General features: G+C 55.9%; 28 protein-coding genes, 1 other RNA gene and 1 pseudogene. 14 read left to right on the top strand and 16 right to left on the bottom strand.

Annotated elements, in window-relative coordinates:
• Nucleotides 1-222: 222 nt before the first annotated feature.
• From LEPTO7104_RS38250 to LEPTO7104_RS0113310, 5 genes are all read right to left on the bottom strand, one after another.
• Nucleotides 223-795 carry a TFIIB-type zinc ribbon-containing protein gene (locus LEPTO7104_RS38250; RefSeq protein ID WP_196358111.1) on the bottom strand — a complete coding sequence of 191 codons (573 nt, stop codon included), beginning with the start codon at nucleotides 793-795 and terminating at the stop codon, nucleotides 223-225.
• Between the two features lie 190 nt (nucleotides 796-985).
• Nucleotides 986-1600 carry a Uma2 family endonuclease gene (locus LEPTO7104_RS0113295; RefSeq protein ID WP_026072665.1) on the bottom strand — a complete coding sequence of 205 codons (615 nt, stop codon included), beginning with the start codon at nucleotides 1598-1600 and terminating at the stop codon, nucleotides 986-988.
• An 89-nt stretch (nucleotides 1601-1689) separates the two neighbouring features.
• Nucleotides 1690-2082 carry a GFA family protein gene (locus tag LEPTO7104_RS0113300; RefSeq protein WP_017299075.1) on the bottom strand — a complete coding sequence of 131 codons (393 nt, stop codon included), beginning with the start codon at nucleotides 2080-2082 and terminating at the stop codon, nucleotides 1690-1692.
• A 77-nt stretch (nucleotides 2083-2159) separates the two neighbouring features.
• On the bottom strand, nucleotides 2160-2495 hold the full coding sequence (locus LEPTO7104_RS0113305) for a TIR domain-containing protein (RefSeq protein WP_017299076.1): 336 nt from the start codon (nucleotides 2493-2495) through the stop codon (nucleotides 2160-2162).
• Nucleotides 2495-3004 carry a hypothetical protein gene (locus tag LEPTO7104_RS0113310; RefSeq protein WP_017299077.1) on the bottom strand — a complete coding sequence of 170 codons (510 nt, stop codon included), beginning with the start codon at nucleotides 3002-3004 and terminating at the stop codon, nucleotides 2495-2497. Before LEPTO7104_RS0113310 ends, LEPTO7104_RS0113305 begins: the two co-directional genes overlap by 1 nt.
• Nucleotides 3005-3781: 777 nt before the next feature.
• Between LEPTO7104_RS0113310 and LEPTO7104_RS0113315 the strand changes: the two genes are divergently transcribed.
• Both LEPTO7104_RS0113315 and LEPTO7104_RS0113320 read left to right on the top strand, forming a co-directional pair.
• On the top strand, nucleotides 3782-4030 hold the full coding sequence (locus LEPTO7104_RS0113315; protein ID WP_026072666.1) for a hypothetical protein: 249 nt from the start codon (nucleotides 3782-3784) through the stop codon (nucleotides 4028-4030).
• 206 nt (nucleotides 4031-4236) lie between these two features.
• Nucleotides 4237-5763 carry a YifB family Mg chelatase-like AAA ATPase gene (locus LEPTO7104_RS0113320; protein WP_017299079.1) on the top strand — a complete coding sequence of 509 codons (1527 nt, stop codon included), beginning with the start codon at nucleotides 4237-4239 and terminating at the stop codon, nucleotides 5761-5763.
• 74 nt (nucleotides 5764-5837) lie between these two features.
• Here the strand turns inward: LEPTO7104_RS0113320 and LEPTO7104_RS0113325 are convergent, their stop codons facing one another.
• Both LEPTO7104_RS0113325 and LEPTO7104_RS0113330 read right to left on the bottom strand, forming a co-directional pair.
• Complete coding sequence (locus LEPTO7104_RS0113325; protein WP_017299080.1) at nucleotides 5838-7589, bottom strand: cation:proton antiporter; 1752 nt, start codon at nucleotides 7587-7589, stop codon at nucleotides 5838-5840.
• A gap of 224 nt (nucleotides 7590-7813) precedes the next feature.
• Entirely contained in the window at nucleotides 7814-8485 is a 672-nt protein-coding gene (locus tag LEPTO7104_RS0113330) for a Uma2 family endonuclease (RefSeq protein ID WP_017299081.1), read from the bottom strand.
• Nucleotides 8486-9054: 569 nt separating this feature from the next.
• On the opposite strand from LEPTO7104_RS0113330, the gene leuA reads away from it, so the two are divergent.
• The 5 genes and pseudogenes from leuA to LEPTO7104_RS38260 form a co-directional block, all read left to right on the top strand.
• Nucleotides 9055-10737, top strand: coding sequence for a 2-isopropylmalate synthase (leuA, locus tag LEPTO7104_RS0113335; protein WP_017299082.1), 1683 nt, complete (start codon nucleotides 9055-9057; stop codon nucleotides 10735-10737).
• A 95-nt stretch (nucleotides 10738-10832) separates the two neighbouring features.
• A complete protein-coding gene (locus LEPTO7104_RS0113340) occupies nucleotides 10833-11312 on the top strand; it encodes a cupin domain-containing protein (protein WP_017299083.1) in 480 nt (159 codons plus the stop codon).
• Between the two features lie 270 nt (nucleotides 11313-11582).
• The gene (locus LEPTO7104_RS36960) at nucleotides 11583-11942 is read left to right on the top strand and encodes a hypothetical protein (RefSeq protein WP_017299084.1); all 360 of its coding nucleotides are present in this window, start codon (nucleotides 11583-11585) and stop codon (nucleotides 11940-11942) included.
• 322 nt (nucleotides 11943-12264) lie between these two features.
• Nucleotides 12265-12465, top strand: coding sequence for a hypervirulence associated TUDOR domain-containing protein (locus LEPTO7104_RS43605; protein WP_071527236.1), 201 nt, complete (start codon nucleotides 12265-12267; stop codon nucleotides 12463-12465).
• Between the two features lie 69 nt (nucleotides 12466-12534).
• Nucleotides 12535-12657: pseudogene (locus LEPTO7104_RS38260) on the top strand (hypervirulence associated TUDOR domain-containing protein); the annotation flags it as partial.
• Nucleotides 12658-12945: 288 nt separating this feature from the next.
• Here the strand turns inward: LEPTO7104_RS38260 and LEPTO7104_RS0113350 are convergent.
• The 4 genes from LEPTO7104_RS0113350 to LEPTO7104_RS0113365 form a co-directional block, all read right to left on the bottom strand.
• Nucleotides 12946-13293 (bottom strand): carbon dioxide-concentrating mechanism protein CcmK, encoded by a 348-nt coding sequence (locus tag LEPTO7104_RS0113350; protein ID WP_017299085.1) that lies wholly within the window; start codon nucleotides 13291-13293, stop codon nucleotides 12946-12948.
• Between the two features lie 135 nt (nucleotides 13294-13428).
• Nucleotides 13429-13740: a BMC domain-containing protein gene (locus LEPTO7104_RS0113355; RefSeq protein ID WP_017299086.1), complete on the bottom strand. Its 312-nt coding sequence runs from the start codon at nucleotides 13738-13740 to the stop codon at nucleotides 13429-13431.
• A gap of 40 nt (nucleotides 13741-13780) precedes the next feature.
• Nucleotides 13781-14368: a hypothetical protein gene (locus LEPTO7104_RS0113360; RefSeq protein WP_017299087.1), complete on the bottom strand. Its 588-nt coding sequence runs from the start codon at nucleotides 14366-14368 to the stop codon at nucleotides 13781-13783.
• Between the two features lie 42 nt (nucleotides 14369-14410).
• Entirely contained in the window at nucleotides 14411-15346 is a 936-nt protein-coding gene (locus LEPTO7104_RS0113365; RefSeq protein ID WP_040695435.1) for a nucleoside hydrolase, read from the bottom strand.
• A gap of 191 nt (nucleotides 15347-15537) precedes the next feature.
• Here LEPTO7104_RS0113365 and LEPTO7104_RS0113375 point away from each other — a divergent pair, with 191 nt between their 5' ends.
• Entirely contained in the window at nucleotides 15538-16536 is a 999-nt protein-coding gene (locus tag LEPTO7104_RS0113375; protein WP_225886979.1) for an S-layer homology domain-containing protein, read from the top strand.
• A gap of 170 nt (nucleotides 16537-16706) precedes the next feature.
• Here LEPTO7104_RS0113375 and LEPTO7104_RS0113380 read toward each other — a convergent pair whose 3' ends face one another.
• Entirely contained in the window at nucleotides 16707-17024 is a 318-nt protein-coding gene (locus LEPTO7104_RS0113380) for a TMEM14 family protein (RefSeq protein WP_017299090.1), read from the bottom strand.
• 681 nt (nucleotides 17025-17705) lie between these two features.
• Between LEPTO7104_RS0113380 and LEPTO7104_RS0113385 the strand changes: the two genes are divergently transcribed.
• Complete coding sequence (locus LEPTO7104_RS0113385) at nucleotides 17706-18704, top strand: glycosyltransferase family 2 protein (protein WP_026072669.1); 999 nt, start codon at nucleotides 17706-17708, stop codon at nucleotides 18702-18704.
• A gap of 328 nt (nucleotides 18705-19032) precedes the next feature.
• Here LEPTO7104_RS0113385 and psaK read toward each other — a convergent pair whose 3' ends face one another.
• Nucleotides 19033-19308, bottom strand: coding sequence for a photosystem I reaction center subunit PsaK (gene psaK / locus LEPTO7104_RS0113390; protein WP_017299092.1), 276 nt, complete (start codon nucleotides 19306-19308; stop codon nucleotides 19033-19035).
• Between the two features lie 257 nt (nucleotides 19309-19565).
• On the opposite strand from psaK, the gene LEPTO7104_RS0113395 reads away from it, so the two are divergent.
• The 4 genes from LEPTO7104_RS0113395 (at nucleotide 19566) to thiD (ending at nucleotide 23387) form a co-directional block, all read left to right on the top strand.
• Nucleotides 19566-19991 (top strand): hypothetical protein, encoded by a 426-nt coding sequence (locus LEPTO7104_RS0113395; RefSeq protein WP_017299093.1) that lies wholly within the window; start codon nucleotides 19566-19568, stop codon nucleotides 19989-19991.
• A 58-nt stretch (nucleotides 19992-20049) separates the two neighbouring features.
• Nucleotides 20050-20958: a cell division protein FtsQ/DivIB gene (locus tag LEPTO7104_RS0113400; protein WP_155523629.1), complete on the top strand. Its 909-nt coding sequence runs from the start codon at nucleotides 20050-20052 to the stop codon at nucleotides 20956-20958.
• A gap of 276 nt (nucleotides 20959-21234) precedes the next feature.
• On the top strand, nucleotides 21235-22563 hold the full coding sequence (gene ftsZ / locus LEPTO7104_RS0113410; RefSeq protein ID WP_083887063.1) for a cell division protein FtsZ: 1329 nt from the start codon (nucleotides 21235-21237) through the stop codon (nucleotides 22561-22563).
• Nucleotides 22564-22565: 2 nt separating this feature from the next.
• Nucleotides 22566-23387 (top strand): bifunctional hydroxymethylpyrimidine kinase/phosphomethylpyrimidine kinase, encoded by an 822-nt coding sequence (gene thiD / locus LEPTO7104_RS0113415; protein ID WP_017299097.1) that lies wholly within the window; start codon nucleotides 22566-22568, stop codon nucleotides 23385-23387.
• A gap of 145 nt (nucleotides 23388-23532) precedes the next feature.
• Here thiD and LEPTO7104_RS36965 read toward each other — a convergent pair whose 3' ends face one another.
• From LEPTO7104_RS36965 to ffs, 3 genes are all read right to left on the bottom strand, one after another.
• Nucleotides 23533-24066, bottom strand: coding sequence for a hypothetical protein (locus LEPTO7104_RS36965; RefSeq protein WP_017299098.1), 534 nt, complete (start codon nucleotides 24064-24066; stop codon nucleotides 23533-23535).
• A 4-nt stretch (nucleotides 24067-24070) separates the two neighbouring features.
• The gene (locus LEPTO7104_RS0113425; RefSeq protein ID WP_017299099.1) at nucleotides 24071-24451 is read right to left on the bottom strand and encodes a phasin family protein; all 381 of its coding nucleotides are present in this window, start codon (nucleotides 24449-24451) and stop codon (nucleotides 24071-24073) included.
• Nucleotides 24452-24604: 153 nt separating this feature from the next.
• Nucleotides 24605-24701: signal recognition particle sRNA small type (gene ffs / locus LEPTO7104_RS38265), an RNA gene on the bottom strand.
• 24 nt (nucleotides 24702-24725) lie between these two features.
• Here ffs and LEPTO7104_RS0113430 point away from each other — a divergent pair.
• Nucleotides 24726-25316: an HD domain-containing protein gene (locus LEPTO7104_RS0113430; protein WP_017299100.1), complete on the top strand. Its 591-nt coding sequence runs from the start codon at nucleotides 24726-24728 to the stop codon at nucleotides 25314-25316.
• Nucleotides 25317-25631 lie beyond the last annotated feature (315 nt).

The raw sequence follows: 25631 nt of genomic DNA on the forward strand, positions 1-25631 counted from the left end.
CTGTATGGCAAAGAGCTGGGGCCAACCAGAAGAAGGCACCATTTCGTCGAGGATGCTTGACTAGGGGACGGGTGCCTTTGCTGCGTAGCAGAAGGCCGGGGTCAACCTACAGAAGGCACCCGTCCCCTCTGCGGAGATCTCAGATCTAATCAGTAAACAACCCCACGAAAGCTGTCTTAACGCTGGAAAAGTCAATTCGGAACGGATCAGTACAACACACAATCACTTAATTGCACTGCTGGGTGCCCCTTTTGAGTAAGGTTCTGGATTAGCCAAGTAATCTAAAATTAACTCTTTCTCTGGATGACTACCGATCCACTCTTTAAGTTGTTTAAGCCTTTCATAGTCGCCCTCGAAACGCTCAGTATACATCGAGTCGAGGAATTGACGCGCCTGACCTTTGCGAACTTCAGATTGCCAGGGGGCTGAGAAAATGAGATGAACTTCATCATGAAGATTGCGTTCTTTCAGGGCTTCCCATTCATTTTTATCAAACCAAAATCCTTGACAGCTACCACATTGATCCAGGCCAAAAGTTGTGCCATGACCTACCTTGTATCGCAACATGATACGACGGCATTCGGGGCATAACTTTGCTCTCTGCACGTCAGAAATCTCAATGGGCGTCGAATCTGGCTCCTTTTCTGGTAATCTCTCTCCGTGTTCATCCAGCCAATTCCAATAACTGGATGCTGAAATCCAATGACCATCACAATTTGAGCATTGAGATGATTCTATTTGAGACTCAAGACTAACATACTTGAGAGATGCAGTTTTACAAACAGGACATTTCACAGGATTTTCTCCTATAAGCAAGTAGATGTCTCGATCTAGCAAAGAGGTTGAGCCAACTCACAGAGGGTACCCGTTCCCTCTGCAAAGATCTCAGATCTGATCACGCCATCTAATCTTCAAAGCGACTCGTGGTGTTGCGATCGCGTTTAGAGGTGTATAGGTGGCGTTTTGTATCCGTAGGTCTTGCAGTTCAGATGCTCGATCGAATTGCTCTAGGAGGACTAGCACCTTCGGCAACGGCTGTAATCACCTGCTGGTAGAGTTTCGGTATCGTAAGATCAGGGAAAAACTGGCTAGACTCTGTTTGAATATATCCCTCAGACGTTACGACAAAGATTGCTAAAACATCCCCTCGAATTAGCCATACTTCAGGAACCTTAAAAAGCTCGTAATCTGCGATATTAGTGAAGTTAGTCACATCTACTTCAACTGCAATATCGGGTGGTGGATCAGTAGTCAAGTCAATTCGGCTTTTGCCGCTCACAGCGGCCCAATTGCTGAGCCAAAAACAGTGGTCGGGTTCGATGCCTGCCTGTTCAGGAATTTGCAGAGTGACGGGTGTCGTTCGCACGTAATCGCGCAGCTGCTGGTTGAGGATAGCCACAATTAGATCAGCAACAATGGCGTCTAGCTGGCCGTGCTCAAAGGTTGGCATCTTGAGAGTCAGGTATCCGTTAGCAAATTTGAGACGCGGAGTACTATGGGCACCTCGGCTCGCAGCCAGTTGCTGGTACTCTGCCCAACTCATTGGGATAGTTGCCACTGAGCCATCTGGTAAAGACTTTATAGGCGCGATCGCGATCATACCTCTGCACCAAAGCCGCTCTACTGCATTGATTATAGGCTGCATGAAAGTAGCTTGATTACTATCGCTGGTGCCTTTGAAGATGGGACCTACTCTTCAAAGCGAGTCGTGGCATTGCGATCGCGCTCATACCGCTTTGCCAGCGGAAACGGCGGCAGCCACGACTCGCGACGGATGGTCCAGTTTTCGTAGGTTGGCATCAGTTGGTCAGGAGCATCCAGGCAGCCCAGGTGCACTTCAATTTCGTCGTCGGTGCGCCCGAAAACGGATGAGCCGCAGCGAGGGCAGAAGAATCGCCCGTTGTAGTCGCTGGTTTCGCCACTGATGGTTACGGCATCCTGAGGGAAGATCGCGGCAGCGTAGAACAGGGCGCCATGATGCTTGCGGCAGTCGAGGCAGTGACAGAGGCCAACCCGGTATGGCAGCCCTGTTGCCACAAGCCGGACGTTGCCGCACAGGCAACCGCCAGTGAATTGCTCCATGCTGCGTTTCCTTTAGACAAGAGTTGATATCTAGAAAAGAGTTGATATCACGGTAAAAATAATCGGCACAAGACAAACTATGCAACTTTCTCCAAGCCAGTCCCAGCCGTTCGCTGCATTGAAGTGTTAGTCTTCCAATCGAGAACGATTGCAATGATAGGTATACTCATTTGAATTGCCATATCCAACTCCAATCGAACCCAATTGGACTCAAAGTATTTAGGTGTAATTAAAGCACAGAAGGTTTCCGACTGCTTTAAATTGCTAATTACATATTCTTGAGGATTTGGGCTTTTATTATGCAAAATATCTATGTATGGCTCTCCAAAGTTCAAGAAAAAATATTCAAAGCGTTGGAGATCTCCAATACTTAAAAAGTCATCTCTTAGGGTATAACTAATAAATATCCTCATCAAGATGTCTTTTTGAGAACGATTGTTGGCAGAACTCCAAAGATCTGCAATAGAGCAAGAGTAATAAAAATAGAAGTCAGCAAGTAATAAAAGACCATTGAATGATTGAATGCAGACTGTAACAATAGGTTATCTTGTTTACTTCTTCTAGCAATTGGCATACCTATGCCATCGACAAGGTTAACAAAGCCACTTCTCTCAGCAATATTATTTGCAAGCTCTTTCATTCGCAAACGTATTTTTCTCTGCAACAAGTAGTTCTGTCCATCCAAAAACCAGAAAAAACTACTAATAGCTGCACCGATAAGGAAAAAGGAATATTCGACTCTTACATCTGGTTGAACCTGAGCTAATCCTACAACTCCTGCAACAACCGAACCAATAATCGTGGCACATAGTTTTTTGATATCATAGCAAGTTTGACTAACCTGTAAGAGAGCCGCGTGAAGCTGATTAATACTATCTCTGTCAAGCGAGTTTTGAAATTCATTTCTTTTATCTGCATTCATAAATCATTCCCGCTCTCTGCTTTTTTTGATCATTAGAAAGAGTTTGAAGCCTATCCCTTGAACAATTAATGCCCTTTCTAAGGATTTTTAGTACAATCTCAAAACTTATAGTCTTATATTTTCCCCTGAAAGTTTCTTTACCCTAGACATATCGTATTAGTAGATGATTTCATAGCAAAACCACAACAAATAACTCAGAAGGCAAACTTGCGCTCAGCCTGATTTTTGTCTTTGCGCTCTGCAAAACATACCTGATCAGGGTGCTTAGCCAGATCTTAGGTTGAATATCAACGAGGGACCGTTATGCTGAAAAATATTTGTATATTTGCTTAAGGTGAAGTGTTATGCAGATTTTAATCGGGCTATCTCCCCAAAACGGGGTGTAACATAGAGCGAAGTCATGATAACTACCTCGCATAGGGACTTATGCAGATCTTGATCGGCATAATAGGCTTTTTAAGAGGTGTTGTTCAGATACTTTAAGAAAATCTTCATTAGCAATGCCCCCGCCTCTCTACGCTTGACAGGGAGCTTTTGTACCAATACACTCATCCATTAAGCCGTTCGACCCGAGCGGTTGTCCCACAGAACTCGAAAACTTTGGCGCTGCCTGAAGGTGCTCGCAACACCAACAGACAGCTGACCCCGCAAATCTCGAAGGCAGATTGCGAGGCTAGGCTCATGGTACCCTAGCCCCCTCAGTTTGCACGGCAAGCGCGGGTGGCTGGGGTTTTCGCGTTCTGTTTCTTCCGTATCCACACCAAGGAAACAGAACCGATGTTTGAATATCTTGAGCCCGACGCATCTGGTGCGTCAAATCTTCCGCCTGACAACTTTAGCAAACCTCAACCGCGCCCAGAGCGGGTGCGCCACATGCTCTACGGCAGCCTGGCGGGCATCGATCGCACCATCAAAATCCTCCATTCCCTCGGCTACGCCGACCCCAACGACTGGTCAGAGCCAATGCCCACCGACCAGCCCAACCTGTGGATGGCGATACTGACCAAGATCTTGCTGATTGAGTAGCGTCTACCAAAGAGACTGGGTGCCTGTGCTGCTGGCAAAGTCTTGGGTTGAGACAATAGGCACTCGGTCTTTAAGGGAGTTGTTCACCTCTTTGTACCTGAAAACTCACCGGCGCAACTTTCCCTACCTCGAAAATGCCGATCGCATCCTATCCTCTGGGCACCCTAAACCCCAGAATCAGGGGCCATCCCAAGGACTAACACAACATGCTGGCAAGGGTTTGGAGCGCAGCGCTGGTGGGCATCGATGCCCTTAAAGTAGGGGTCGAGGTCGATATATCCGGCGGGCTGCCGGGGGTGGTGGTCGTCGGTCTGCCCGATACCGCCGTGCAAGAGTCTCGCGAGCGGGTAAAGGCAGCGCTGAAGAACGCCGGGTTTCCCTTTCCCATGCGCAAAGTCGTCATCAACCTCACCCCCGCTGACCTGCGCAAAGAAGGTCCCATTTTTGACCTACCGATTAGCGTTGGCATTCTCGCCGCTGCCGAGCAGGTAAATACCGACGCCCTCAACGACCTGCTATTTTTGGGCGAAGTTTCCCTCGACGGCAGTTTGCGGGCGGTGGCCGGGGTGCTGCCGATCGCCGCCGCCGCTCAAAAACTGGGCATTCGCGGCCTGGTCGTACCCACCGACAACGGGCGCGAGGCCGCCGTGGTGCCGGGGCTAACGGTCTATAGCTTTAGCCATTTGTCAGAGGTAGCCGACTTTTTGAACAATCCCTCTGGCCACACCCCCGTGGCGGTCGATACCGAGTTAGTGATGAGCGCGGCCCCCAATGCGCTGAACTTGCGGGATGTGAAGGGTCAAGCCCAGGCCCGTCGAGCGCTAGAGATTGCCGCTGCGGGCGGGCACAATTTGATTTTCGTAGGACCGCCCGGCAGCGGGAAAACCATGCTGGCTCGGCGTTTGCCCTCCATTTTGCCGCCGCTTCAGTTTGAAGAAGCCCTGGATGTCACCCAAATTCACTCCGTTGCCGGACTGCTAAAGGAGAAGGGGACGCTGGTGAATACGCGACCCTTTCGCAGTCCCCACCATTCCGCCTCTGGCCCCTCCCTGGTCGGCGGCGGCAGCTACCCCAAGCCGGGGGAAATTTCCCTCGCCCACCGGGGGATCTTGTTTCTCGATGAACTGACGGAGTTTAAACGCGACGTGCTGGAATACTTGCGCCAGCCCCTCGAAGACGGCTACGTCACCATTACCCGCACCCGGCAGTCGGTTGTTTTCCCGGCCCAGTTTACGCTGATTGCCAGCACCAACCCCTGCCCTTGCGGTTTCTATGGCGACTCGGTGCAGCCCTGCACCTGTAGCCCCCGCAGCCGCGAAAATTACTGGTCGCGCCTCTCTGGCCCGCTGATGGATCGGATCGATTTGCAGGTGGTGGTCAGCCGCATTAAGCCCGAGGAGATGACCCAGCATCAGGCGGGGGAGGCCTCGGAACCCGTGCGCGATCGCGTCCAAACCGCCCGACAGCGCGCCCACGATCGCTTCAAAACCGAGCCGGGGTTGCAGTGCAATGCCGATATGCAGAGCCGCCACCTAAAGCACTGGTGCCCGCTGGATGACACCAGCAAAACCCTGCTGGAGGGAGCAGTCCGCAAGCTGGGGCTTTCGGCCCGCGCCACCGATCGCATTCTCAAAGTCGGTCGCACCATCGCTGATCTGGATGGGGCCGACGATCTGCAAACCCACCACATTGCCGAGGCGATTCAGTACCGTACGATCGATCGCATGCAGTGATGGCAACGGTGCCTGTGCAAAAACTCATGCTCTTGTTCTATGAGCCTGTCGGGGTAGCTGCATAGCCGATCCAATCAGCCCTCACCCACCTGGGGCACTGGGCGAATGCTGCGGTAGCGATCCTGTCGAATCCAATCCAGGGCCGACTGAATTTCTAGGGACTTTTCCCCCAGGGTGTTGAGCAAGTGAGAGCCCAGCTCCAGGGCCGCCTCAAACTCGGGCTGCACAACTTCTCTAGCCCCCAGCTGAGTGAGCACGTCGATTTCTTCATTGTTGTGCGATCGCGCAATGATATCCAGCTCTGGGGCCTTGGCCAGGGCGCGCTGCAAGAGCAGGCGGGTAGTGGTGGGGTCGGGCAGGGTAATGGCCAGGGCTTTGGCGGTTTCTAAGCAGGTTTTGTCGAGCACCAGTTCGCTGTCGGCATCGCCATAGACGTAGGGAATTTGCACCAGGGGGGCATGGCGGTTGCGCAGGCGCTGCACGGCAGTTTCGCTGTTTTCGACCACCAGCACCGGGTAGCCCCGGCTGAGCAGTACATTGACCAGCACCTCACCCACCCGCCCATAGCCCGCCACAATCACGTGGTCGCTGAGGTCTTCGGGCACCGAGAGCAGCGTCGGTTCCTCCGCCTGGTTGAGGTAGTCTTTGAGCACCGGCAGCGCGTGCAGCCAGTCCGCCACGCGGGGAGCCAGATTGATCCACACCGGGGTGAGCATGAGCGAGATGGCGATCGTGCCCAGCAGCAGTGAGTAGCGCTGCTCGGTAATCAGCCCCATCTCCAGGCCAACCAGGGCCAGCACAAAGGAAAATTCGCCAATTTGGTTGAGCCCAAAGCTGGCCTTTACCGCCGTCTTGAGCGAATAGCCAAAGCCCAGCACAATCGGCAAAATAATCAGCGCTTTTCCCACCATAATCAGCGCCACCAGCTCAAGGATTCGGCCCAGATCGTTGATGATCAAGTTGGGATCGATCAGCATGCCGATGGAGGCAAAAAACAGGCAGGCAAAGGTGTCCCTGAGGGGCAAAATTTTGCCCAGGGCCTGGTCGGCATAGTCGATTTCAGAAATCATCAGTCCGGCGACAAAGGCCCCCATGGCGATGGAGAGACCCAGTTTAGAGGTCACCCAGGCCACCCCCAGACAGAGGGCCACCACGGTCAGCAAAAATAGCTCGCTGCTCTCGGTGGCGGCGATGTGCTGAATCAGCTGGGGCACGACCCAACGACCCAGGGCAATGGATCCAGCTAGAAACAATAGAAACTTGAGCGCCGCGATGCCCAGCGCCATGCCAATCGTATCGGGCTGGTTGAGCACGGGCAAGACCGCCAGCATCAGCCCCAGGGCGATGTCTTGGGAAATCAGCAGGCCCAGCATCACCTGGCCGTGGACGGTGGCGGTTTCGCCGCGATCGGTGAGGGTTTTGAGCACCACCGCCGTAGAGGAAAGCGACAGCACCAGGCCCAGAAAAATGCCTTGCAGCGGTGAGTTGGCCGTGCCCGACAGCAGCGATACCGAGCACACCAGCAGCGTGGTTAGGCCAATTTGCAGCAGACTGCCCTGAAGCGCGATCGCCCTGACCCGCTTTAGCTCAGAGAGGGAAAACTCAACCCCCAGGGCGAATAGCAAAAAGGCGATGCCTACCTCCGCCAGGGCCTGAATTTGCTCCACATCGGTTTGTAGCCCCAGACCGAAGGGGCCGATAATCAGCCCGGTAATCAGGTAGCCCAGCAGCGCTGGCTGCTTGAGTCGATGGGCAATGTAGCCGCCAATGGCAGAGCACCCCAGCGCCAGTGTCAGATCGAGGACAAAATTCGGTTCAGCGGTCATACATGAGCAGGTAGGGCAATGAAGGGATATAAAGCCCCCCAGCACCAGGTTTGACGCAGGGGGGCTTCACAGCAAACTAGAAGAGCACAGGGCAATCAGCCAGAGCCATGACGATGCTGGGCTTAAGAGCTGATTTTCTACGGAAGGAAGCTAGATAGCTCACTCTTCTCTTATTGTCGCTAATAAGCGCCACCTGCGCTATTACCTAGAGCCAAGAAGAAGAGCTAAATATCTGGTTCTAAGCCCGCCGCCCGGAGCTGAGCCGCCAGTCGCTCGGCTCGCTGGTGCGCTTGTTCGGCCCTTTGTCGTTCTTCCTCGAGCTGCTGGCCTAGCTCGCTGTAGGTTAAAAACCGCTGCCCGTCGGGACGATAAATTTCTAAGCCTTCGGGGGGCGTCTGAAAGCGGATTTGCAGACGAGGGCTGACCCAGCCGTCCATGTTTTCAATTATCTCAAGACCATCTGTCTCGCGCTGAAGCCCGGTGAGTTCCAGCTTGTCGGGGTCGTAAATATAGTACTCTTCGACGCCGTGGCGATCGTAGAAGCCGAGCTTGCGCAGCATCTCGCCAAAGCGGTTCCCCGGCGACAAAATTTCAAACACCACCTGGGGAGCAATGCCCCCCTCTTCCCACTGGCGGTAGGATCCTCTGTCTCCCTTGGGCCGTCCCACTGCCACCATCACATCAGGGGCCTGGCGGATGGCGTTATTGCCTTCAACGGGGTACCAGAGCAAATCTCCGGCGACAAAAACCTGGGCATCGTCGATAAAGAGCAGCTCCAGGTTTTCTTTGATTACCACAATCCAGCGGAACTGCTTGGTATTGTCGGCCATAGGCTGCCCATCGCTGTCGGGGTAGTCGATCGGTGTGGCGGTATCGGGTTGGATCTGCTGAACCATGGTGGCAATGCCGTGCAGGTCTAGACTTTTATTTTAAGCGCTGGCTCAATGCTGCCGATTTTGGATTTGCGATTTTGGATTTTGAATGCAGACCTATCACCAGCAAAGGGGTTGGGGGGTGATTTTCGGTAGCCAGAACTTTTGGGATGCTGTGCTGCGATCGCGCCCTCGGCCCTTGACGCCAATTTCCGTCGCGGTTACGATTCTCGTATTGTGCAATTCCGCGCTACTTCTCTTTGATGTCGTCTTTGCAGCTATCCCTCGCCCCTCTCTTCAGCCTGCTACTAGGGCTGGGGCTGCTGCTGCGCCTTGGGCGCAACTAATTCTTTAAAACAAAGGCGAAATGCCCTGAATAGTTCAACTCCCTAGGTCACAGGTTCGGCCTGGAACTAACTACTGTTTGGGAGTTGATGCGTTGTTCAGCCTGGCGGTGCCTCAGACCACGCAATGACTACACCTTGCCGCCTTTTGAATTGACGGTCTTATCAGCCATGCTTACCACTCCAGTCAGAGGATGCTTAGCCATCGCCTCAGGACTGCCACTCCGCTGAAATTTAGAGAGATTTCCCATGTTGACCAACCCCGCCCAAAAGTATCGCCCCTTTGCGCCGATCGCACTGCCCGACCGCACCTGGCCCAGCCAAGTGATTACCCAGCCGCCAATCTGGCTCAGTACCGACCTGCGCGACGGCAACCAGGCGCTAATTGAACCCATGTCTGTGGAGCAAAAGCTGCGCATGTTTGAGCTGCTGGTGCAGATTGGCTTCAAAGAAATCGAGGTCGCCTTTCCCTCGGCTTCGGAGACCGACTTTCGCTTTGTGCGCCGCCTGATCGAAGAGAACCGTATCCCTGACGATGTGGAAATTCAGGTGCTCACCCAGGCGCGGGAAGACCTGATTCGCCGCACGTTTGAGTCGCTGGCGGGGGCGAAGCGGGCGATCGTGCATGTCTACAACGCCACAGCCCCGGTATTTCGGCGGGTCGTGTTTCGCAATGACGAAGCAGGCACAATCGCCCTGGCGGTGAATGCGGCGATGCTCATTCGCGATCTGGCCGCAGAGCAGTCCGAAACCCAGTGGCGGTTTGAGTACTCGCCGGAAGTCTTCTCCCAGACAGAGCTGGAGTTTGCGCGGGATATCTGCAATGCGGTGCTGGAGGTATGGCAGCCAACGCCCGATCGCAAAGCGATCATCAACCTGCCCGCCACGGTGGAGAGCGCCACCCCTAACGTGTTTGCCGACCAGGTGGAGTGGATGCACCGCCGCCTGGCCTACCGCGACAGCGTAGATTTGAGCGTGCACAACCACAACGACCGGGGCTGCGCGATCGCCGCCGCCGAGCTGGGTCAAATGGCCGGGGCCGACCGGGTTGAAGGCTGCCTGTTTGGCAACGGCGAGCGCACCGGCAACGTCGATATCGTCACCCTGGCGCTCAACCTCTACACCCAGGGCATTCACCCAGGGCTGGATTTTTCGCGCATTAACGAGGTGGCCCGCATTGTCGAAGACTGCACCCAGCTGCCCATTCATCCCCGCCACCCCTACGTGGGCGACCTTGTGTTTACAGCGTTTTCTGGATCGCACCAGGATGCGATTCGCAAGGGCTTTGCTGCCCGCAACCCCAATGACCTGTGGGATATGCCCTACCTGCCGCTGGACCCTGCCGACCTGGGCCGCTCCTACGAGTCGGTGGTGCGGGTGAACAGCCAGTCGGGCAAGGGCGGCATTGCCTTTTTGCTGGAGCGCGACTACAACCTCAGCCTGCCGCGACGTTTGCAGATTGAGTTTAGCCAGGTGGTGCAGCGGGCCATGGATGCCACCGGCAAGGAGATGACCGCGCCGATGCTGTGGGATCTGTTTGAGCAGGAATATCTGCGGGCCAATATGCCCTTTAAATACGTGGGGCACCACTGGCGAGATGACGAAAGTCCTGCCGCAGTTTCCACAACCGTGGAATGTAATGGCACCTTGCTGCATCGGCAGGGGCACGGCAATGGCCCCATCGATGCCTTTGTGGATGCGCTGGCGCTGGGCGTTCGGGTGCACAGCTACGAGGAAAAGGCGATCGGCCACGGTAGCGATGCCGATGCGATCGCCCTGATCGAAATTGCCGCCGACTGGCTAGAGGGCACCATTCACGGCGTTGGCATCCACAGCAGCATTGTCACCGCCTCGCTGCTGGCGGTGCTCAGCGCCGTGAACCGGGGGCTGGCAACACTGCCCCCCACCCAGCGGCAGATCGTTTTACCCTAACACCGTGGCGGCGGGTCGGTCAGGTCGACATACAGGGCCTACCCGCTCCAGCCTTGGCCAAAGCTTAAGCTACGACTGAACCTTCGGAGGCCACCATGAACGAACCCCAAAACCCCATAGCTGTTGTGGCAGATCAGGTGCCGCTTCGAACCAAACCCTCGAACTATCCAGAACCGTATGCTTCCCGCATGGCGGGTCGAGAAAAGCGCCCCCTGGGCGACCTGTTTGGCCTGTCAAACTTTGGGGTCAACCTGACGACGCTGCTGCCGGGGGCCAGTTCAGCCCTGCGCCACGCCCATTCCCAGCAGGACGAGTTTGTCTATATTCTGTGCGGTCATCCCGTACTGGTGACTGATGCCGGTGAAACACCGCTCGCTCCGGGCATGTGCGCTGGCTTTAAGGCGGGCACGGGCAATGCCCACCAGCTGATCAATCGCACCTTCGAGAATGTGCAGTATTTGGAGATAGGCGATCGCAGTGCCGGAGATTCTGCAATATATCCCGATGATGACTTGCAGGCCGTTTTAGTTGAGGGTCGATGGCAATTTGCCCACAAAGATGGTTCGCCCTATTAAAAATCTCAACCATAGGGCAAACTCGATTTACCCTGTCCTATTACAGCCAAGGGGTAGGCCTCGTCCTTTAGGAACAAATGAGCATTTCAGCAGAGAGACTTCACTAGATAGAACTAGAGCCGAAGCATGAATGCTCTTTTTTTGAGCGCCTAGAAGATATTCCCTTCGAACGATGAGATCCCTCAGCAAACTGCCTAACTTGTCCAATAGCAGGTGCAGTAAATAAATTCTTTACTCACATGCTGTTTTTGCTATCTATTAGGCTAAGTGATGAAAGAGATTCTCAATGTTCTAAAAAGTGCGCTTAATCGCATTCACTGGAAACAATTCGCAGTTGCCTGCTCGGCAATTGTCATTCTTTTAACCGCCAGTGGCGTTGATGCCAGGCAAATGACGGACAAATCCGGCTCCTATGGGGAGTTGCCGCCAGCAGGAGATGTCGGTCGGCCTCGCACCACGGGGCAGTGGCAGGCTGAAAATGAGGCGCTGGAAGGACAACCTGGCAAACAGCTGAAGCGGATTGCTGAAGAATCGGCTGATGCTGTCAAAAATATGGCCGAGATTTATCCCCAAAACGCTAAAACGCTAATTCCTGGAGTTGATGACGGTAAACTGCCCACCGACGACTGATCACCCGTTTTTCTCCCGTTGCAGCTAGATATGCTCAGTGGAATTCAGCTCCGCCGCAACACAATCTTTGGCGGGGCTACCTGTCCCTAGGGAAGAATTGCATTCGTCAGCTTACCACTATTAAAGCAACCACAAACCGAGTCAAAAACTTGCGGCTGTTTCTGCAAGTCATACCCTTTGAAAACAAATGTGTAGCAAGAGTCACGTTGATTAGAAGATCCAGAAACTCTATGAACGTTCAAACGTTTAAACGTTCACAGGAGAAATGTTTTAACCAGATTGGCCAAAGCTATGAAACGCGCTGAACTATTGAGTAACGACCATGACACAAGCATTTAAGCCGGGCGATCGCGTCTCCTGGAACACAGCCCAGGGAAAAACTGTCGGCAAAATAGTTAAAAAGCTGACTTCCCGTACAACAGTCCGGACAGTTTTAGCAACGAAGCTACAAGGCTTACAGGGCGGTCACCCTAGCAATCGCCCATTTGAATCAAGGTTACCTTGCAGGCTGACATTGATTTAAATACCTTGGGCAACGTAGGCTCTAGCTTACAGGCAAAATTCAGGGCGATTTTCTGTCCGGAGTATTGCCCGTACCGAAATTAAAGGCCATACCGTCGCCGCATCAGAGGACGACCCGCAATACCTGGTAGAAAGTGAGAAAACTGGCAGCCAAGCAGCCCATAAGCCAGATGCCTTAGAAAAAGAAAACTAGACCCCGAGAAGTTTGGCCCTGGTTGAATGACAACACCCTTGAAACCCTTATGCTGCTGTAGGGTGAGTTAGCTTCAGCGTATTCCAACAAAACCGTTACTGGGGTTGGGTACTCTCCTCGGGAGACGCTACGCGAACGCTTCGCTCAACACCAACCTACAGCAAAACTTTTGTCAGTTAATCAGGGGATAAGCCGCAGCGCTGCTTGTGGTGCATGCTTAGGTCTGACAGAAACCCCTGGATTGCCGGTAAAGCAATTCAGGGGTTTGGCGCAGTCTTAACCTTCTCTCTAACGGCCAGTCGAGCCGGGCAAAATGGGTTGCTCGACCGCCTGGCGGTAGATTTCGGTCTCTTCGTTGAAGTCGATGGGCAGTACGGCAACCACGTTTTCGTGGGGTCGGGGGATAATTACCCAGGTTTCGAGAATGCCGCCGGGGGTTTTTTCGGCCGCTTCTACCCCAGCGGCCATGGCCGCTTTTACTTCGGAGACATCGCCACGAATGTTGATGCAGAATCGGGCGCTACCGGCGCGAATGTAGCCAATGAGCGTGACGCGCCCGGCTTTAACCATTGCATCGGCGGCGGCTAGCACCGGGGGAAACCCTCTGGTTTCGAGCGACCCGACGGCCTGTGGCATGGTGGTTCTCCTGGGAAAGTTCTGTAGGTAAAAAATTCAACCTTCATTGTACGGGGCGGTGGTCGCGATCGCGCCGTGTCGATTTATTAAAGACTGTGGGGGGGATGTAATAGTTGGCCCTACACCCAAAACGGCCTATACCCGGAAGGGCTCGGAGTCGGGGGTAAAACCGATGGGCAAAATCGCGTCGATGTTGTCGGTGGGGTTGGGAATGATCACGTGGGTGGTGACTTCGGCCAGGTTGGGGCAGGCATTGGCGGCCACCAACCCCGCCTCCATGGCGCGCTTGACCTCGGCTACCAGGCCGCGAATCACCACAAACTGCCGCCCACTCTCGGAGCGATCCTGCACAGAAACGGTGACGTTTCCGGCTTTTACCATGGCATCGGCAGCGGCCAGCACCGCCGGGAAGGTTTGGGTTTCAATGACGCCGACGGCAATGGCCATGGGGTGCTCCTAGAGATTTGCTATGCTGCACAACTCTCAACTATACCTTGATGCCGCTGGGTTCTCCGGCGGTGGCAATAATGCGATCGCAGCCCGACTCCGGCTTGGCCCAGTCGCAGTGACAGACCTTCGGGTCGCCCCAGCACAGGCTGAGGTAAAGCTCGGTGCGGGTGGCCGCTAGCTCGGCCCATTCGCTGGCGGCAGCTAGCTGCTCGACGGCCTCTAGGGTGGTGGGCTGGGGCTGGTTGCCCGCCATCCACAGGCGCAGGTCAGCGATGGACTGCCGCCAGAATTCCAGCATGGCGGGCTTGGCCCCCATCAGGGCCAGCTTATCAGCGGGAATCGCAATCAGCTGGGGATGCAGCTCGGGCACGCGAATGCTGCGATCGCCAAACCGGCAGGTGTGCCACACCAGCCCCGATACCCCATGCTGGTGCTGGTAGTCGTGGATTTGGGCGCGAAAGTCCTGAATGGCAAACACCTTGCTGAGTTTGTCGGCCCCAATCGCCTTGGAGAGCACCGGGTTATCGATGCGATCGGCGGAGGAGAGCACCACCCGCTCCCCCTTCCAGGTGGCGCGCAGTTCCCGATCGAGAAACTCCAGGAGTTGTTCGGTGGTGTAGCTCATGGAGCTATCTTATCAACCCGGCTGCGGGAGTTTTGTGCCCAGCTATAGTTTCCCCAGGCGTTCTATCAGCAGCCCATAGACCCCCTCGGCATCGGCGGTTTCGATCACGGTGGCGTTGGCGGGGGCAGTGGGAGTCGGGTAGGGATTGGCGACCGTTCGCCCCAGACACAGAGATCCCTCCGTTTCAACGTCCAGCCGCATCGATCGCCCGCAGAATAAATCGGGGCGCAGCAGGTAGGCGATCACGCAGGGGTCGTGGAGGGGAGGCGCAGCCAGGCCGTGGTGATCGCAGTCGATCTGGCCGTAGTGGCGCAGCATGCCAGCGGCGGCCCGCCCCACAGGGTTGCCCAGGTTTTCTAAGGCGGTCAGGCGATCGGGGGTAGTCACCACCTGGTGGGTCACATTTAGCCCAATCATGGTCAGCGGCAGGCCCGCCTCGACCACGACCCTGGCGGCGTGGGGGTCAACGTAGATATTGAACTCGGCGGCGGGCGTGATGTTGCCTGCCCCTAAGGATCCGCCCATGATCACCACCTGGCCGATGCCTCGGGCAATCTCCGGGCATTGGATCAGCGCCACCGCCAGGTTGGTCAGCGGGCCTAGGGTGGCCAGGGTAATCGGGGTGGCAGCGGTGGTCAGCTGCTCAATTAAGCAGGCCACCGCGTGCTGAGTTTGCAGGGGCATGGTCGGCTCCGGCAGGTCAGCCCCCTGCAATCCGCTGGGGCCGTGGATGTCTTCGGCGGTGGTGAGCGATCGCAGCATTGGCCGGGGGCACCCCGCGTACACCGGCACATCGGTGCGCTGGGCCAGGTGGCAAATGCGGCGGGCATTAGTCTGGGTGAGGGGCAGGGGCACGTTGCCCGCCACGGTAGTAATGCCCAGCAGATCAAAGTCGGCGGGGCTAGCGAGGGCGAGCAGAAGGGCGATCGCATCGTCCACTCCAGGATCGCAGTCAATTATCAGCGGTCGAGGTGGCATGGTAGTTTTTGGGGGTCGCTACAGGGGGTGGCACAGCCAGGCCAGCATGGGTAGCGGCGGCTGCCCTAAAATACAGCTAGATCAACTCCAGATCGAGATTTAGACCAGAATTGGTTGAGGTCAGGATTTGATTTAGTTACTGAGTTCTATAGTTTTTGGCTATGAACTCCACCGCTAAGGAGGTTATCCTTTTGTCTGCTGCGCTTCGTCTCACGGCTTTCATGGTATCGGGGCTGAGCTTGCTGCTGGTCACCGGCTGCGCGGGCAGTTCCCTCGAAAAATCGCTGGAGGCCGATCCGCAACTGCAAGATCGACCCGTCTTCAGCGAAAATACGCCCGAATCTACCCCCACCTCTGAAACCACTCCGGCTGAAGCGCCTGACTCCACGGCCTCTACCCCCAGCACTAGCGATACCGAGGCGGCGAACTCGCAACCTCAGATCAGCAACGCTACCGCCTTACTCGATCAGGTGCCTGACGATCTGCGTCCCTACGTGCAAGACTGGCTGGCCCTGGGGCTCGTGGATAAAGCAGACAGTCAAAATACCAGCGGCACCGTGGTCAAGCCCGACTTCAAGCCCAACCAGGTGATTACCCGAGCCGAATTTGCCCACTGGCTGCTCGCCGCCAACAATGAGTTTTACCAAGACGTACCCGGCAAGCGCATTCGCCCCGCCACTGCTAGCACCACTCCCGTTTTTCAAGATGTGCCAGCATCTCATCCCTACTTTGCCGATATTCAGGGGCTAGCGGAAGCAGGCATTATCCCCAGTGCTAAAACCGGCAACGCCACCGCCGTCACCTTTCGCCCCGATGCGCCCCTAACCCGCGAAATCCTGGTGCTGTGGAAAGTGCCCCTAGACTCACGGGCTCCGCTGCCCACGGCCACGGCAGAGGCGGTAACCAGCACCTGGGGGTTTCAGGATGTGGCCAAAATTGAGCCTCTGGCCCTGCGAGCGGTGTTGGCCGACCAGCAAAATGGCGACTTTGCCAACATTCGCCGCGCGTTTGGCTATACAACCCTCTTTCAGCCCCAGAAGGGCGTTACTCAAGCCGAGGCTGCCGCTGCGCTGTGGCGCTTTGGCAACCAAACTGAAGGCATTTCTGCGGCGGATCGGCTCAAACAGCCTGCATCTCCGTCGCCTTCCTCTCAATCAGATTCCTCAGAATCCGGCAGTTCTACTAATTAGCGACAATTCTGGCAACGAAAATACCCGAGAATTTTGATTCCTCTCAAGGACTCAGGCTCTGCGCCCCTACCCTGGGAGGCACCTCTTGCCCAGCAACCCCCTAACCCCCTTAATCTGCCAACTTGCAGTCCCCAATCACCCACCTACCCATCCACTCATCCACTCCCCCACTAGCCCCCCAGCAGCGACACACTCATACCAATAAACGCCAGCACCCCCGCTACGATCATGATCAAGGCGGGCATGGCTTTGCGGGTTTGCATCCAGCGGCGAATAAAAACAATTACCAGGGCGACTGTGACTCCCATGGCCATGCCTGCCCCACCAGCAGAACCAGCCTGCCATAGCCACGCCCCCAGCAGCAGCAGGGCAGCGCTGACCAATCCGCTAATCAATGACACCTGACTCCGGGCCTGGGCATAGCCGATCAGGCCGCCGATCGCAGAGAGGGCGGCGTAGGCGATCGCATACAGAGCTCCAGTGGGCATAGCGGCTGGCAGAACTAGAACATTTCTAGGCTAGCGGGGTTTTTGCCGGGGCACAACCCAGGGCTGTGGCAATACAAAAGGCGCGATCGCGGCAGATATCATCCTCCTGATGCGGCTAATTCCATAGCAGGTAGCACACCGCTGATTAAATTCTCTACCGCCTGTGCCTGGTTTAGGAACTAATCTCAACTGAGTTTAGTCACCACCTTAGACCTTCTTTCCAGGGATTAATCTTGCCCAAATCTCGCAGCAGGACGGGGTCTAATAGCTTCGATTTAACATCTGGATCAGGGAAGGTGTATTCTTAAGATTAAGAAAATCATTCACTCTGAAAAGGAGGGTTAGCAAGTTTGCCAAAGCAGGCAGCATCACCACAGCTAGGATGGTTTGGCCGTAAAGAGAGCGTGAAGAGGCTATTCTGGCCATGGACTGGTCAGAATAGCCATGATATTTTCCCTAAAATAGAGTTTCCAAATATATTTTTGGCTTACAAACCAGCTTTTTGTGATGCCTGAGCTTCTCAATGCCTTCTAGGTCAAGTATTCTTTTTCGAGGATTTTTGCGACGAGAAGTTTGACCAAGAAAGAAAGGGCTATTATTTTTCATTATTGCCGTCACTTTTTAGATTAAAGTTATTTTTTGAGGAATCGCAGGATCATGAATGACAGCTCGGGGTACGCATTGAAACGTCCTACCATTTCTGTCATTATTCCTGTGCAAAATGGCGGCGAAAATTTTCGCCGCTGCCTCGACAGCCTACGGCAGTCCAGTCGCCAGCCCGATGATCTAATTGTAGTGGTCGATGGCGATATTGATGGCTCCTGGGAAGTGGCCAAAGAGTTTAAGGCCAAGGTTGTTCGCTACGACTCGGCAGCAGGGATAGCCCACGCGCGCAACCGGGGAGCCCAGTCGGCTCAGGCAGATCTGCTGTTTTTTATCAGTGCCGACGTCACAGTGGGTTGCCACACTATTCTTGACATTGAAAAAGCGTTTCAGCAAGACATCAATTTGGCTGCGCTGGTTGGTTCCTACGACGATCAACCGGGAGCCGATAACTTTTTGTCCCAATACAAAACCCTATTTCTCCATTACCTCCATCAGATATCTTCAGAAAAAGCGTCAGCTTTTTGGGGCACCTGCGGGGCTATTCGATCTGAGGTGTTTAAGGCCGTAGGTGGGTTTGACGAGCGCTACCGCCAGCCCTACGTCGAAGATTTTGAGTTGGGCTACCGACTCAAGCGAGGGGGCTATACCATGCGTCTAGCTAGGCACATTCAGGTCAAACATCTGAAGTGTTGGCGACCGGACTCGCTAATACAGGCTGAAATTTTTCACCAGATTCTGCCTCGCACAAAGCTAATTCTCAGCCAGGGGCAGTCTATGAATGACTTCAGCCTGGAGGGCACTAGCCGACTGAGCGTTTTGCTCAGCTTTGTGGCTTTACTATGCCTATTGGGCGGTTTTGCAAATGCCCTTTTGTGGATTATTGCAATCGCCACTATGCTCGGGCTGTTAGTTATTAACCAGCGAGTTTATCGTTTCTTTTGGCACAAGCGAGGCGCGTTATTTGCCTTCCGAGCTGTGCTGTGGCACTGGTTTTATTTACTTTACGGCGGTGCTGCCTTTGCCTACGGCACAGCTACCTATCGATGGCGGCAATTGTCTACCTCTGTGGACTAGTAAACTGCGGCATAGGTTGCTCTACTGCTGCCGATTGTAGGGGAGCCGGGGGAGCTAAAACGCTGATTGACTGACAAAAGTTCTGATGTCGGTGGGTGTTGAGCGAAGCGTTCGCGCTGGCGAAGCCGCCCCTTTGGGGCTGGCGGCTCCAAGGGAGAAAACCCGACACCAATAACTACCGCAGCGTAAAGGTTGCAAGGGTTTTGTCACTCGACCAGGCTAGAACGGTGGATTGACTACCGCCCAGCAGGGCTAGAGATATTTATTAAAGACAAAGAAATGCCAGCGGCCTCAGCCCCCGGCATTTCCTCGACAGCAGGTAGTGAACCTAGAGCACGCCCAGGTTAGCTAGGCCCAAAATTGCCCCCGCTCCGAGCAGGTGGCCAAAGCTAGTGGTGCCCAGCAGGGCCGGTAACCCCATGCCGCCAAAGAACTCAGGAGAGGGCAGCGCCGGTTTAGCGTCGGGAATCTTGATCGTGAACTTGCCGATGGCAATGGCCAAGATGTTGCAGAGAACCATAACGACGGCCACCTTTGGGCTCCAGGTGAGCGTGGTGGGAACCGCCGCTAAAAGAGGTAGAAATGCCAATGTACCAGCCTCCATAAAATGCAGTGGGTCGGCAAATCACTTGCCTAGGCTTACTTTTCCATGGCGCCAGGAAATTCTGTCGGCAGCCGTTGCAAGACTTTACAATCTAGAAGGTGCGTTACCCCTGCGGATAATTTCACCTATCAATGGTCAGGATCCGGGTGCTGCTGCGATCGCACCCCCTGCTTTCTGGGACCATTTCTTCTCACCGCCGCCCTGTTTTGGGCCATCTGTACCGCTGACTGTAAACCCGCGAGGCAATAACAATCCCTATGGAACGAGGACTTCTGTGGCTTCCCCTGCTGGGGGTATTTATAGGTTTGGCCTGGGCGGGCTGGCATGAGTACCAAAAGGTACAGGCCTACGAAACCTGGGCCGCCGAGTTCGATCGCAGCAAGTACGACATTAAAGCCATGCTGGGACAGCGGGGCACCGACCTCACCTGGGGGCGTCCCACCCGCCGGGGCCCCACCGATCTGACTACCCTGTCGTTGCAGGCCATCACTGGTTTACAGCTGGAGATCAACGGCCAGCCCGTGGCCGACACGGCCCCGCTGCCCAGAGGAGCAGCCGCACTAGCCCTGGCGACCGCCAGTGGTGAAACCTACCGTGTTCCCTTTACCGACAGCGATTTGGCCCGCCGCTGGGAAAAAGCGTTGCATCAATCTCTACAGGCGCTAAAATCGGCATCAGCCTGAAGGCGGCCGAGAGTTAGCAGGGGTTTTAGCCCGTTTTGACCCTTAGAGCCTGCGTTTTGTGGCAGCTCCGATCGCCGGGCTACGTAAGCCCACCCATGATGCCATGACCCGCGTTTCTCCCCTCTCCCGCGACGAACTCAAGGCCCGACGACAAACCCTACGGCGACGGCGGCGAATTTCGATTAGCCAGGCGCTGTGGCGTTTTTGGGCGCTTTCGGGCCTGACTGCGGCCATATTTTGGGGAGCTACCCGACCCATGTGGCTGATTCAAAGTCCGGCCCAGATCAATGTCAGCGGTAACCATTTACTCAGCGATGAGGCGGTACAAAACCTGGTGCCCCTCAAGTATCCCCAGGCGCTCATGAAAGTAGAGCCAGACACCCTGGCTCAGCAGCTGCTAAATCGCGGCCCTATTACCGCCGCAGAGGTGACCCGCCAACTGCTGCCGCCGCGCCTGAACGTGCATGTGGAGGAGCGAGTGCCGGTGGCGGTGGTGCTGCCCGTGGGGAAGGGCGATCGCGCTGGCGATACCCAGTACCTCCAGGCGGGGTTTCTCGACGCCCACGGGGCCTGGATGCCGCTCTCCAGTTTTGGCCTTGGCAGCGCCTCGCCACAGCTGCCCAAGCTACAGCTGCGCGGCATCCAGCCCCAGTACCAGCGCTACTGGCCACAAATTTACGAAACGATTAGCCGCAGTCCGGTAGCCATTACGGCGATCGACTGGCATGACCCCAACAACCTGGTCCTACAGACGGCCCTGGGCACCGTCTATCTTGGCCCCTACAGCCCGGAGCTAGATCAGCAGCTGGCCACCCTCGACAAAATGCGCAATCTGCCTAACCAGCTGGCCGATACCGAGGTGGCCCGCATTGACCTGAGCAATCCCAACGTACCTTCCGTGGCCGTGGTAGATGCACCTGGCCCTGGGGCGGGGGCGCCATCCTCTAATCCCAATGCTAGTCCATAGGGTATTGGGTGCCTGCTGAGCATCTATCCTGGGGGGCGATCGCGCTGTGCACCCCGGAACTTTTTCCGCCTAAATTTGTTTGTGGAAAGGCGTTTATTTTTCTGGTTTCGGTGGTTAAATCAGGTAGTTTAAGACTTGCCAAGGCGATTTGGTTTTTTCCAGTGAAGTACTCTATAGTTGTCTAGAATCAGCCGGGGTTTAGATTTTTAGGGCTTAGGTGTTATCTTCGGTTATCTAGTACGGGTAATTAATATATTGTCTACGGCCTCAAACTCTATGCTTCCCGACGACCCCCACGGCAATGGTGCTGGCCACAGCAACAATGACTACGAGGCTTTCTCGGATCATCAGGCTGAGTCTGTCCCCTCCGACCTGCCCTCGTTGGCTGATGCTGTAACCGCCTTCGCTGGCCCATCTAACCCATTTAGCCACGGCGAGCCTAACTCCAGTCAACCCCATAATGCCAGAGCTATGCCCGGAGAAACGTATACCAACAACACGGCTTTGCCCAGCAGCGTCGCCCGCATTAAGGTAATTGGGGTCGGCGGCGGCGGCTGCAATGCCGTCAATCGCATGATCAGCAGCGGCCTGGCGGGCATCGAGTTCTGGTCGGTCAACACCGACGCCCAGGCCCTCGACACCACCACCATGACCAACAGCCTGCACATTGGTCAAAAGCTGACCCGCGGGCTAGGGGCCGGGGGCAATCCTGCCATTGGCCAAAAGGCAGCCGAAGAATCGCGGGAAGAGATTGCCGCTGCCCTAGAGGAGTCTGACCTAGTCTTTATTACTGCCGGTATGGGCGGTGGTACAGGGACAGGCGCGGCCCCGATTGTGGCCGAGGTGGCCAAAGAAGCGGGCGCATTGACCGTCGGCGTGGTAACTCGCCCCTTCACCTTTGAGGGCCGCCGCCGCATGAACCAGGCCGATGAGGGCATCGCTGCGCTCCAGGGGCGGGTCGATACGCTAATTATTATTCCCAACGACAAACTGCTGTCGGTGATCTCCGAGCAAACCCCGGTGCAGGAGGCTTTCCGCACCGCCGACGACATTCTGCGCCAGGGGGTGCAGGGTATCTCTGACATCATTACAATCCCCGGTTTGGTCAACGTAGACTTTGCCGATGTGCGGGCCATCATGGCCGACGCGGGTACAGCTCTCATGGGCATTGGCACCGGCTCTGGCAAGTCGCGGGCGCGGGAAGCGGCGATCGCGGCGATCTCCTCGCCCCTGCTGGAGTCCTCCATTGACGGTGCCTCCGGAGCGGTCTTTAACGTCACAGGTGGGTCAGACCTCACCCTCCATGAGGTCAATGCGGCAGCCGAGATCATCTACGAAGGGGTCGACCCCAACGCCAACATTATCTTTGGCGCCGTGATTGACGAGCGCATGCAGGGCGAGGTGTGTATCACCGTCATCGCCACCGGGTTTAATGGCCGCGCCAGTGCCCAACCCGAGCTAGATGTGGCCCGCGTCACTCCCTTTAAGCGCAGCCTGTCAGCGCCGCCGATTACGCCTCCGGCCAGCGGTGGTTCCGGCGGGCTTGGGGCCGGGCTAGATATCCCTGAGTTCCTGCAGCGGCGGCGACCAAACAACAACCGCTAGCTATGACCATGCCGTCTCCCTGGCCTGCGGCCCTCACCATTGCTGGCTCTGACAGCGGTGGCGGAGCCGGTATTCAGGCCGACCTGCGCACCTTTGCCTTTCACCGAGTCCACGGCACCAGTGCCCTCACCTGCGTAACGGCCCAAAATACCCTGGGGGTGATGCGGGTGGATGCGCTGCCGCCCAAGGCTGTAACGGCTCAGCTCGACGCGATTCTCAGCGACATTGCGGTGCAGGGGATTAAAACCGGCATGCTGCTCAACCAGGGCATTATTCAGGCGGTGGCTGACACTCTAGGATCGCTGCCCCAGACTACTCCGGTAGTCGTGGATCCGGTTATGGTGTCACGCACTGGTGCACAGCTGATCGATGATGCCGCGATCGCAACCCTGATTCGCCGCCTCATACCCCAGGCCTATATTCTCACGCCCAACCGTCACGAGGCCGAGATGCTCAGCGGTTTAGCGATTGCTACCCTGGCTGATATGGAAGCTGCTGCTCGCCAAATACATCAGCTTGGCCCCACCGCCGTGCTGGTTAAGGGTGGGGGAATGGCCGATGCCTTGCGGGGCACGGATGTCTGGTTTGATGGGCGCGAGCTAGTGGTTCTAGCCACAGAGGTTGTGGACACTATCCATACCCACGGCACCGGCTGTACGCTGTCGGCGGCGATCGCCGCTAACCTCGCCCTGGGCAAAGATGCCCTGACTGCCGTTAGAGACGCCAAAGACTACGTAACTAGCGCCCTTAAGCACGCCCTGGCAATCGGCAAGGGCCAAGGCCCCGTTGGCCACTTCTTCCCACTGCTGACCAATCCAACGTAAGATGCATCGGCAAAGCGATGCACAAAAAAACAAATTCCTGGGGCATCTTTCTACGCAGGTGCTCGGATAGCGTGCTGCGGCTTGACGAAAGCTCCTGCAAAACCACGCCAAGCTGAGCCTAATGCAACCCATACACCCCGTGAGGTCATCCTTGATTAGGAGGATTTGGCCAGACCGAATCCCAGTCAGGGCAGTGGCGCTCTTCTGCGGGGCCAAAGGGGTGCATAGCGCAGACCAGAGTATTTCCGCCGTGGGCCTGACCGTAGAAGTTGCGGCAGCCCACGCAGGCAGGATAGTTCTGAAGCAGCGGCTCTACCGTACTGTTGATAGGTCCTGAGACCTCCTCAAACCACTGATCAAGGCCGGATAGGCCGCTCACGAGCGGCGCCAAAATGTCGTCAAGTTGGTCAACAACTCCGTCAATCTGGGTGTTGAGCGTCAGCCGAAAGGGCTCTGCCACATGGCTCAACTCGTCTACGATGCGGTCGATCTCAGGATCGATAGCCTCTTGAACCTGCTCGGCCCACTGATCGGTCGTTTGCACTAGGGTATCAGAGGCGCTAGCCAACTGCTCCGCAATGTCATCGAGCCAGCGCTCAGTATCTGCGCTCAACTGCTGAGTAAAGTCATGAACGGCATTGCCAAAGGCGTCAAAAAGCTGCTTAGACCAGTCATCCATAGGGCTAGTTACTCGACTTCTGCTTTAAATTCTCTAGTTCTTGGCGTAGGGCAGCCACCTGCTCGCGCAGAGCGGCCGTTTGGGCGTCGGCAGCGCTAGGGGCACCGTCATCTGAAATTTCGTCGTCTAAAATTTCGATGGGGCGAGGCTGCGGTAAGTTTTCCGCAGGGCTAGCTGTGGCATCCTGAGCCCGGTTTACCATGTCATTGACCAACCGCTGTGCCTCTTCAGCGGTGATTTCACCCCGAGCGACTAGCTCATTTACAATGCCCTGGGTCTGCTCTCTGAAATCTTTGAGGGTATCGCCTGCCTTCTCGCCGGCGTAGGAAGCTACCCCAACTCCCAAATAAAATGCCTTTTTAACCACATCTCCGAAACCAGCCATGGCCAGCGGTCTCCTTTTCGCGCTGCAACTGATTTAGCATATCGGCAGCAGATATTCGGTGCCCAGGGGGTAATGCCGCCCCTATGATAGGGGAAACCCGCCACCTTCGTCGAACTGTCGGCGGTGGGGGCTTGGCTCAGCGGCCAAAACGCAAAAGACCCGGAGTCCACGCCTGTCACAAGCATCCCGTAATGCTGCTACCTTCCGGTCCTGACATGATTTGGGCGTTGCGACCGCATGGGTCCGAGTCATCTCAATTATAACACTCCCCTCCATGACCAACCAACGGCTTCAGCAACAAATCACCTTCGTGATCGAGATCGATCGCCTCAAGCAGGTTTTGCGCCGAACCCAGCTGATGGATGCCTCCCGCCGCGAAAATAGCGCTGAGCATTCCTGGCACCTGGCCATGATGGGGCTGGTGCTGGCCGAGTATGCCCCCGCCGGAGTCGATGTGCAGCGGGCCATTAGCCAGGTGCTAATCCACGACCTGGTTGAAATCGACGCGGGTGATACCTTTTGCTACGACAGCGCCGGACACCGCGACAAAGCTCAGCGAGAGCAGCAGGCTGCCGATCGCATTTTTGGTCTGCTGCCCGCCGCTGAGGGCGATCGCCTGCGCCAGCTGTGGGATGAATTTGAGGCCCAGACTACCCCCACCGCTCGATTTGCCGCGTCCCTAGACCGCCTTCAGCCCATGCTGCACAACTGGCAAACCGGCGGCGGCACCTGGAAGCAGCACGGCATTTGTCGCGCCCAGGTCATGCGGCGCATGGCTCCGGTGGAAGCGGGTGCCCCAGAGCTGTGGCCCTTCGTGCTGGGGATCATTGAAGAGTGCGTAGCCGCTGGATACTTGCAGCCCTAGCGCCTGCCTGGGGAGCCAATCTCCTAACGCGATTTCGTCCTAACTCATCGCTGCACTCCAGGCCCGACTAAACGTCTTCCCTCTGGAGGGCTACTCCCTGGGGGAGAGTGTAGTAGTTTTTAAGAGCGAGTATTGCTTGAGCCGTGGCTCATTCAGCGTTCTGCGTCTGTAAATATTTGTCTAGCTCAAGCGCCGATCGCCTGGCCAAAAGACTTTTATAGAGTCTTCTGTCCTGGCCGGACTGGCTACTCACTCGATCGCCAGCTAGAGCATTGGGTCCCAGGACGCCAGCCCCCAGGATGCCAGCTCTAGAGC

The organism is Nodosilinea nodulosa PCC 7104, assembly GCF_000309385.1.
In the GTDB taxonomy this organism is placed as follows: domain Bacteria; phylum Cyanobacteriota; class Cyanobacteriia; order Phormidesmidales; family Phormidesmidaceae; genus Nodosilinea; species Nodosilinea nodulosa.

Coding starts and splice junctions, on each gene's coding strand:
- thiD (WP_017299097.1), top strand. CDS start 22,566: ATGACCATGCCGTCTCCCTGGCCTGCGGCCCTCACCATTGCTGGCTCT.
- LEPTO7104_RS36965 (WP_017299098.1), bottom strand. CDS start 24,066: ATGGATGACTGGTCTAAGCAGCTTTTTGACGCCTTTGGCAATGCCGTT.
- LEPTO7104_RS0113365 (WP_040695435.1), bottom strand. CDS start 15,346: ATGCCACCTCGACCGCTGATAATTGACTGCGATCCTGGAGTGGACGAT.
- LEPTO7104_RS0113430 (WP_017299100.1), top strand. CDS start 24,726: ATGACCAACCAACGGCTTCAGCAACAAATCACCTTCGTGATCGAGATC.
- LEPTO7104_RS0113300 (WP_017299075.1), bottom strand. CDS start 2,082: ATGGAGCAATTCACTGGCGGTTGCCTGTGCGGCAACGTCCGGCTTGTG.
- LEPTO7104_RS0113395 (WP_017299093.1), top strand. CDS start 19,566: ATGGAACGAGGACTTCTGTGGCTTCCCCTGCTGGGGGTATTTATAGGT.
- LEPTO7104_RS0113355 (WP_017299086.1), bottom strand. CDS start 13,740: ATGGCCATTGCCGTCGGCGTCATTGAAACCCAAACCTTCCCGGCGGTG.
- LEPTO7104_RS0113325 (WP_017299080.1), bottom strand. CDS start 7,589: ATGACCGCTGAACCGAATTTTGTCCTCGATCTGACACTGGCGCTGGGG.
- LEPTO7104_RS36960 (WP_017299084.1), top strand. CDS start 11,583: ATGAAAGAGATTCTCAATGTTCTAAAAAGTGCGCTTAATCGCATTCAC.
- LEPTO7104_RS0113380 (WP_017299090.1), bottom strand. CDS start 17,024: ATGCCCACTGGAGCTCTGTATGCGATCGCCTACGCCGCCCTCTCTGCG.
- LEPTO7104_RS0113340 (WP_017299083.1), top strand. CDS start 10,833: ATGAACGAACCCCAAAACCCCATAGCTGTTGTGGCAGATCAGGTGCCG.
- LEPTO7104_RS0113310 (WP_017299077.1), bottom strand. CDS start 3,004: ATGAATGCAGATAAAAGAAATGAATTTCAAAACTCGCTTGACAGAGAT.
- LEPTO7104_RS0113305 (WP_017299076.1), bottom strand. CDS start 2,495: ATGAGGATATTTATTAGTTATACCCTAAGAGATGACTTTTTAAGTATT.
- LEPTO7104_RS0113295 (WP_026072665.1), bottom strand. CDS start 1,600: ATGATCGCGATCGCGCCTATAAAGTCTTTACCAGATGGCTCAGTGGCA.
- psaK (WP_017299092.1), bottom strand. CDS start 19,308: ATGGAGGCTGGTACATTGGCATTTCTACCTCTTTTAGCGGCGGTTCCC.
- LEPTO7104_RS0113350 (WP_017299085.1), bottom strand. CDS start 13,293: ATGCCACAGGCCGTCGGGTCGCTCGAAACCAGAGGGTTTCCCCCGGTG.
- LEPTO7104_RS0113425 (WP_017299099.1), bottom strand. CDS start 24,451: ATGGCTGGTTTCGGAGATGTGGTTAAAAAGGCATTTTATTTGGGAGTT.
- LEPTO7104_RS0113360 (WP_017299087.1), bottom strand. CDS start 14,368: ATGAGCTACACCACCGAACAACTCCTGGAGTTTCTCGATCGGGAACTG.
- LEPTO7104_RS0113330 (WP_017299081.1), bottom strand. CDS start 8,485: ATGGTTCAGCAGATCCAACCCGATACCGCCACACCGATCGACTACCCC.
- leuA (WP_017299082.1), top strand. CDS start 9,055: ATGTTGACCAACCCCGCCCAAAAGTATCGCCCCTTTGCGCCGATCGCA.
- LEPTO7104_RS43605 (WP_071527236.1), top strand. CDS start 12,265: ATGACACAAGCATTTAAGCCGGGCGATCGCGTCTCCTGGAACACAGCC.
- LEPTO7104_RS0113320 (WP_017299079.1), top strand. CDS start 4,237: ATGCTGGCAAGGGTTTGGAGCGCAGCGCTGGTGGGCATCGATGCCCTT.
- LEPTO7104_RS0113315 (WP_026072666.1), top strand. CDS start 3,782: ATGTTTGAATATCTTGAGCCCGACGCATCTGGTGCGTCAAATCTTCCG.
- ftsZ (WP_083887063.1), top strand. CDS start 21,235: ATGCTTCCCGACGACCCCCACGGCAATGGTGCTGGCCACAGCAACAAT.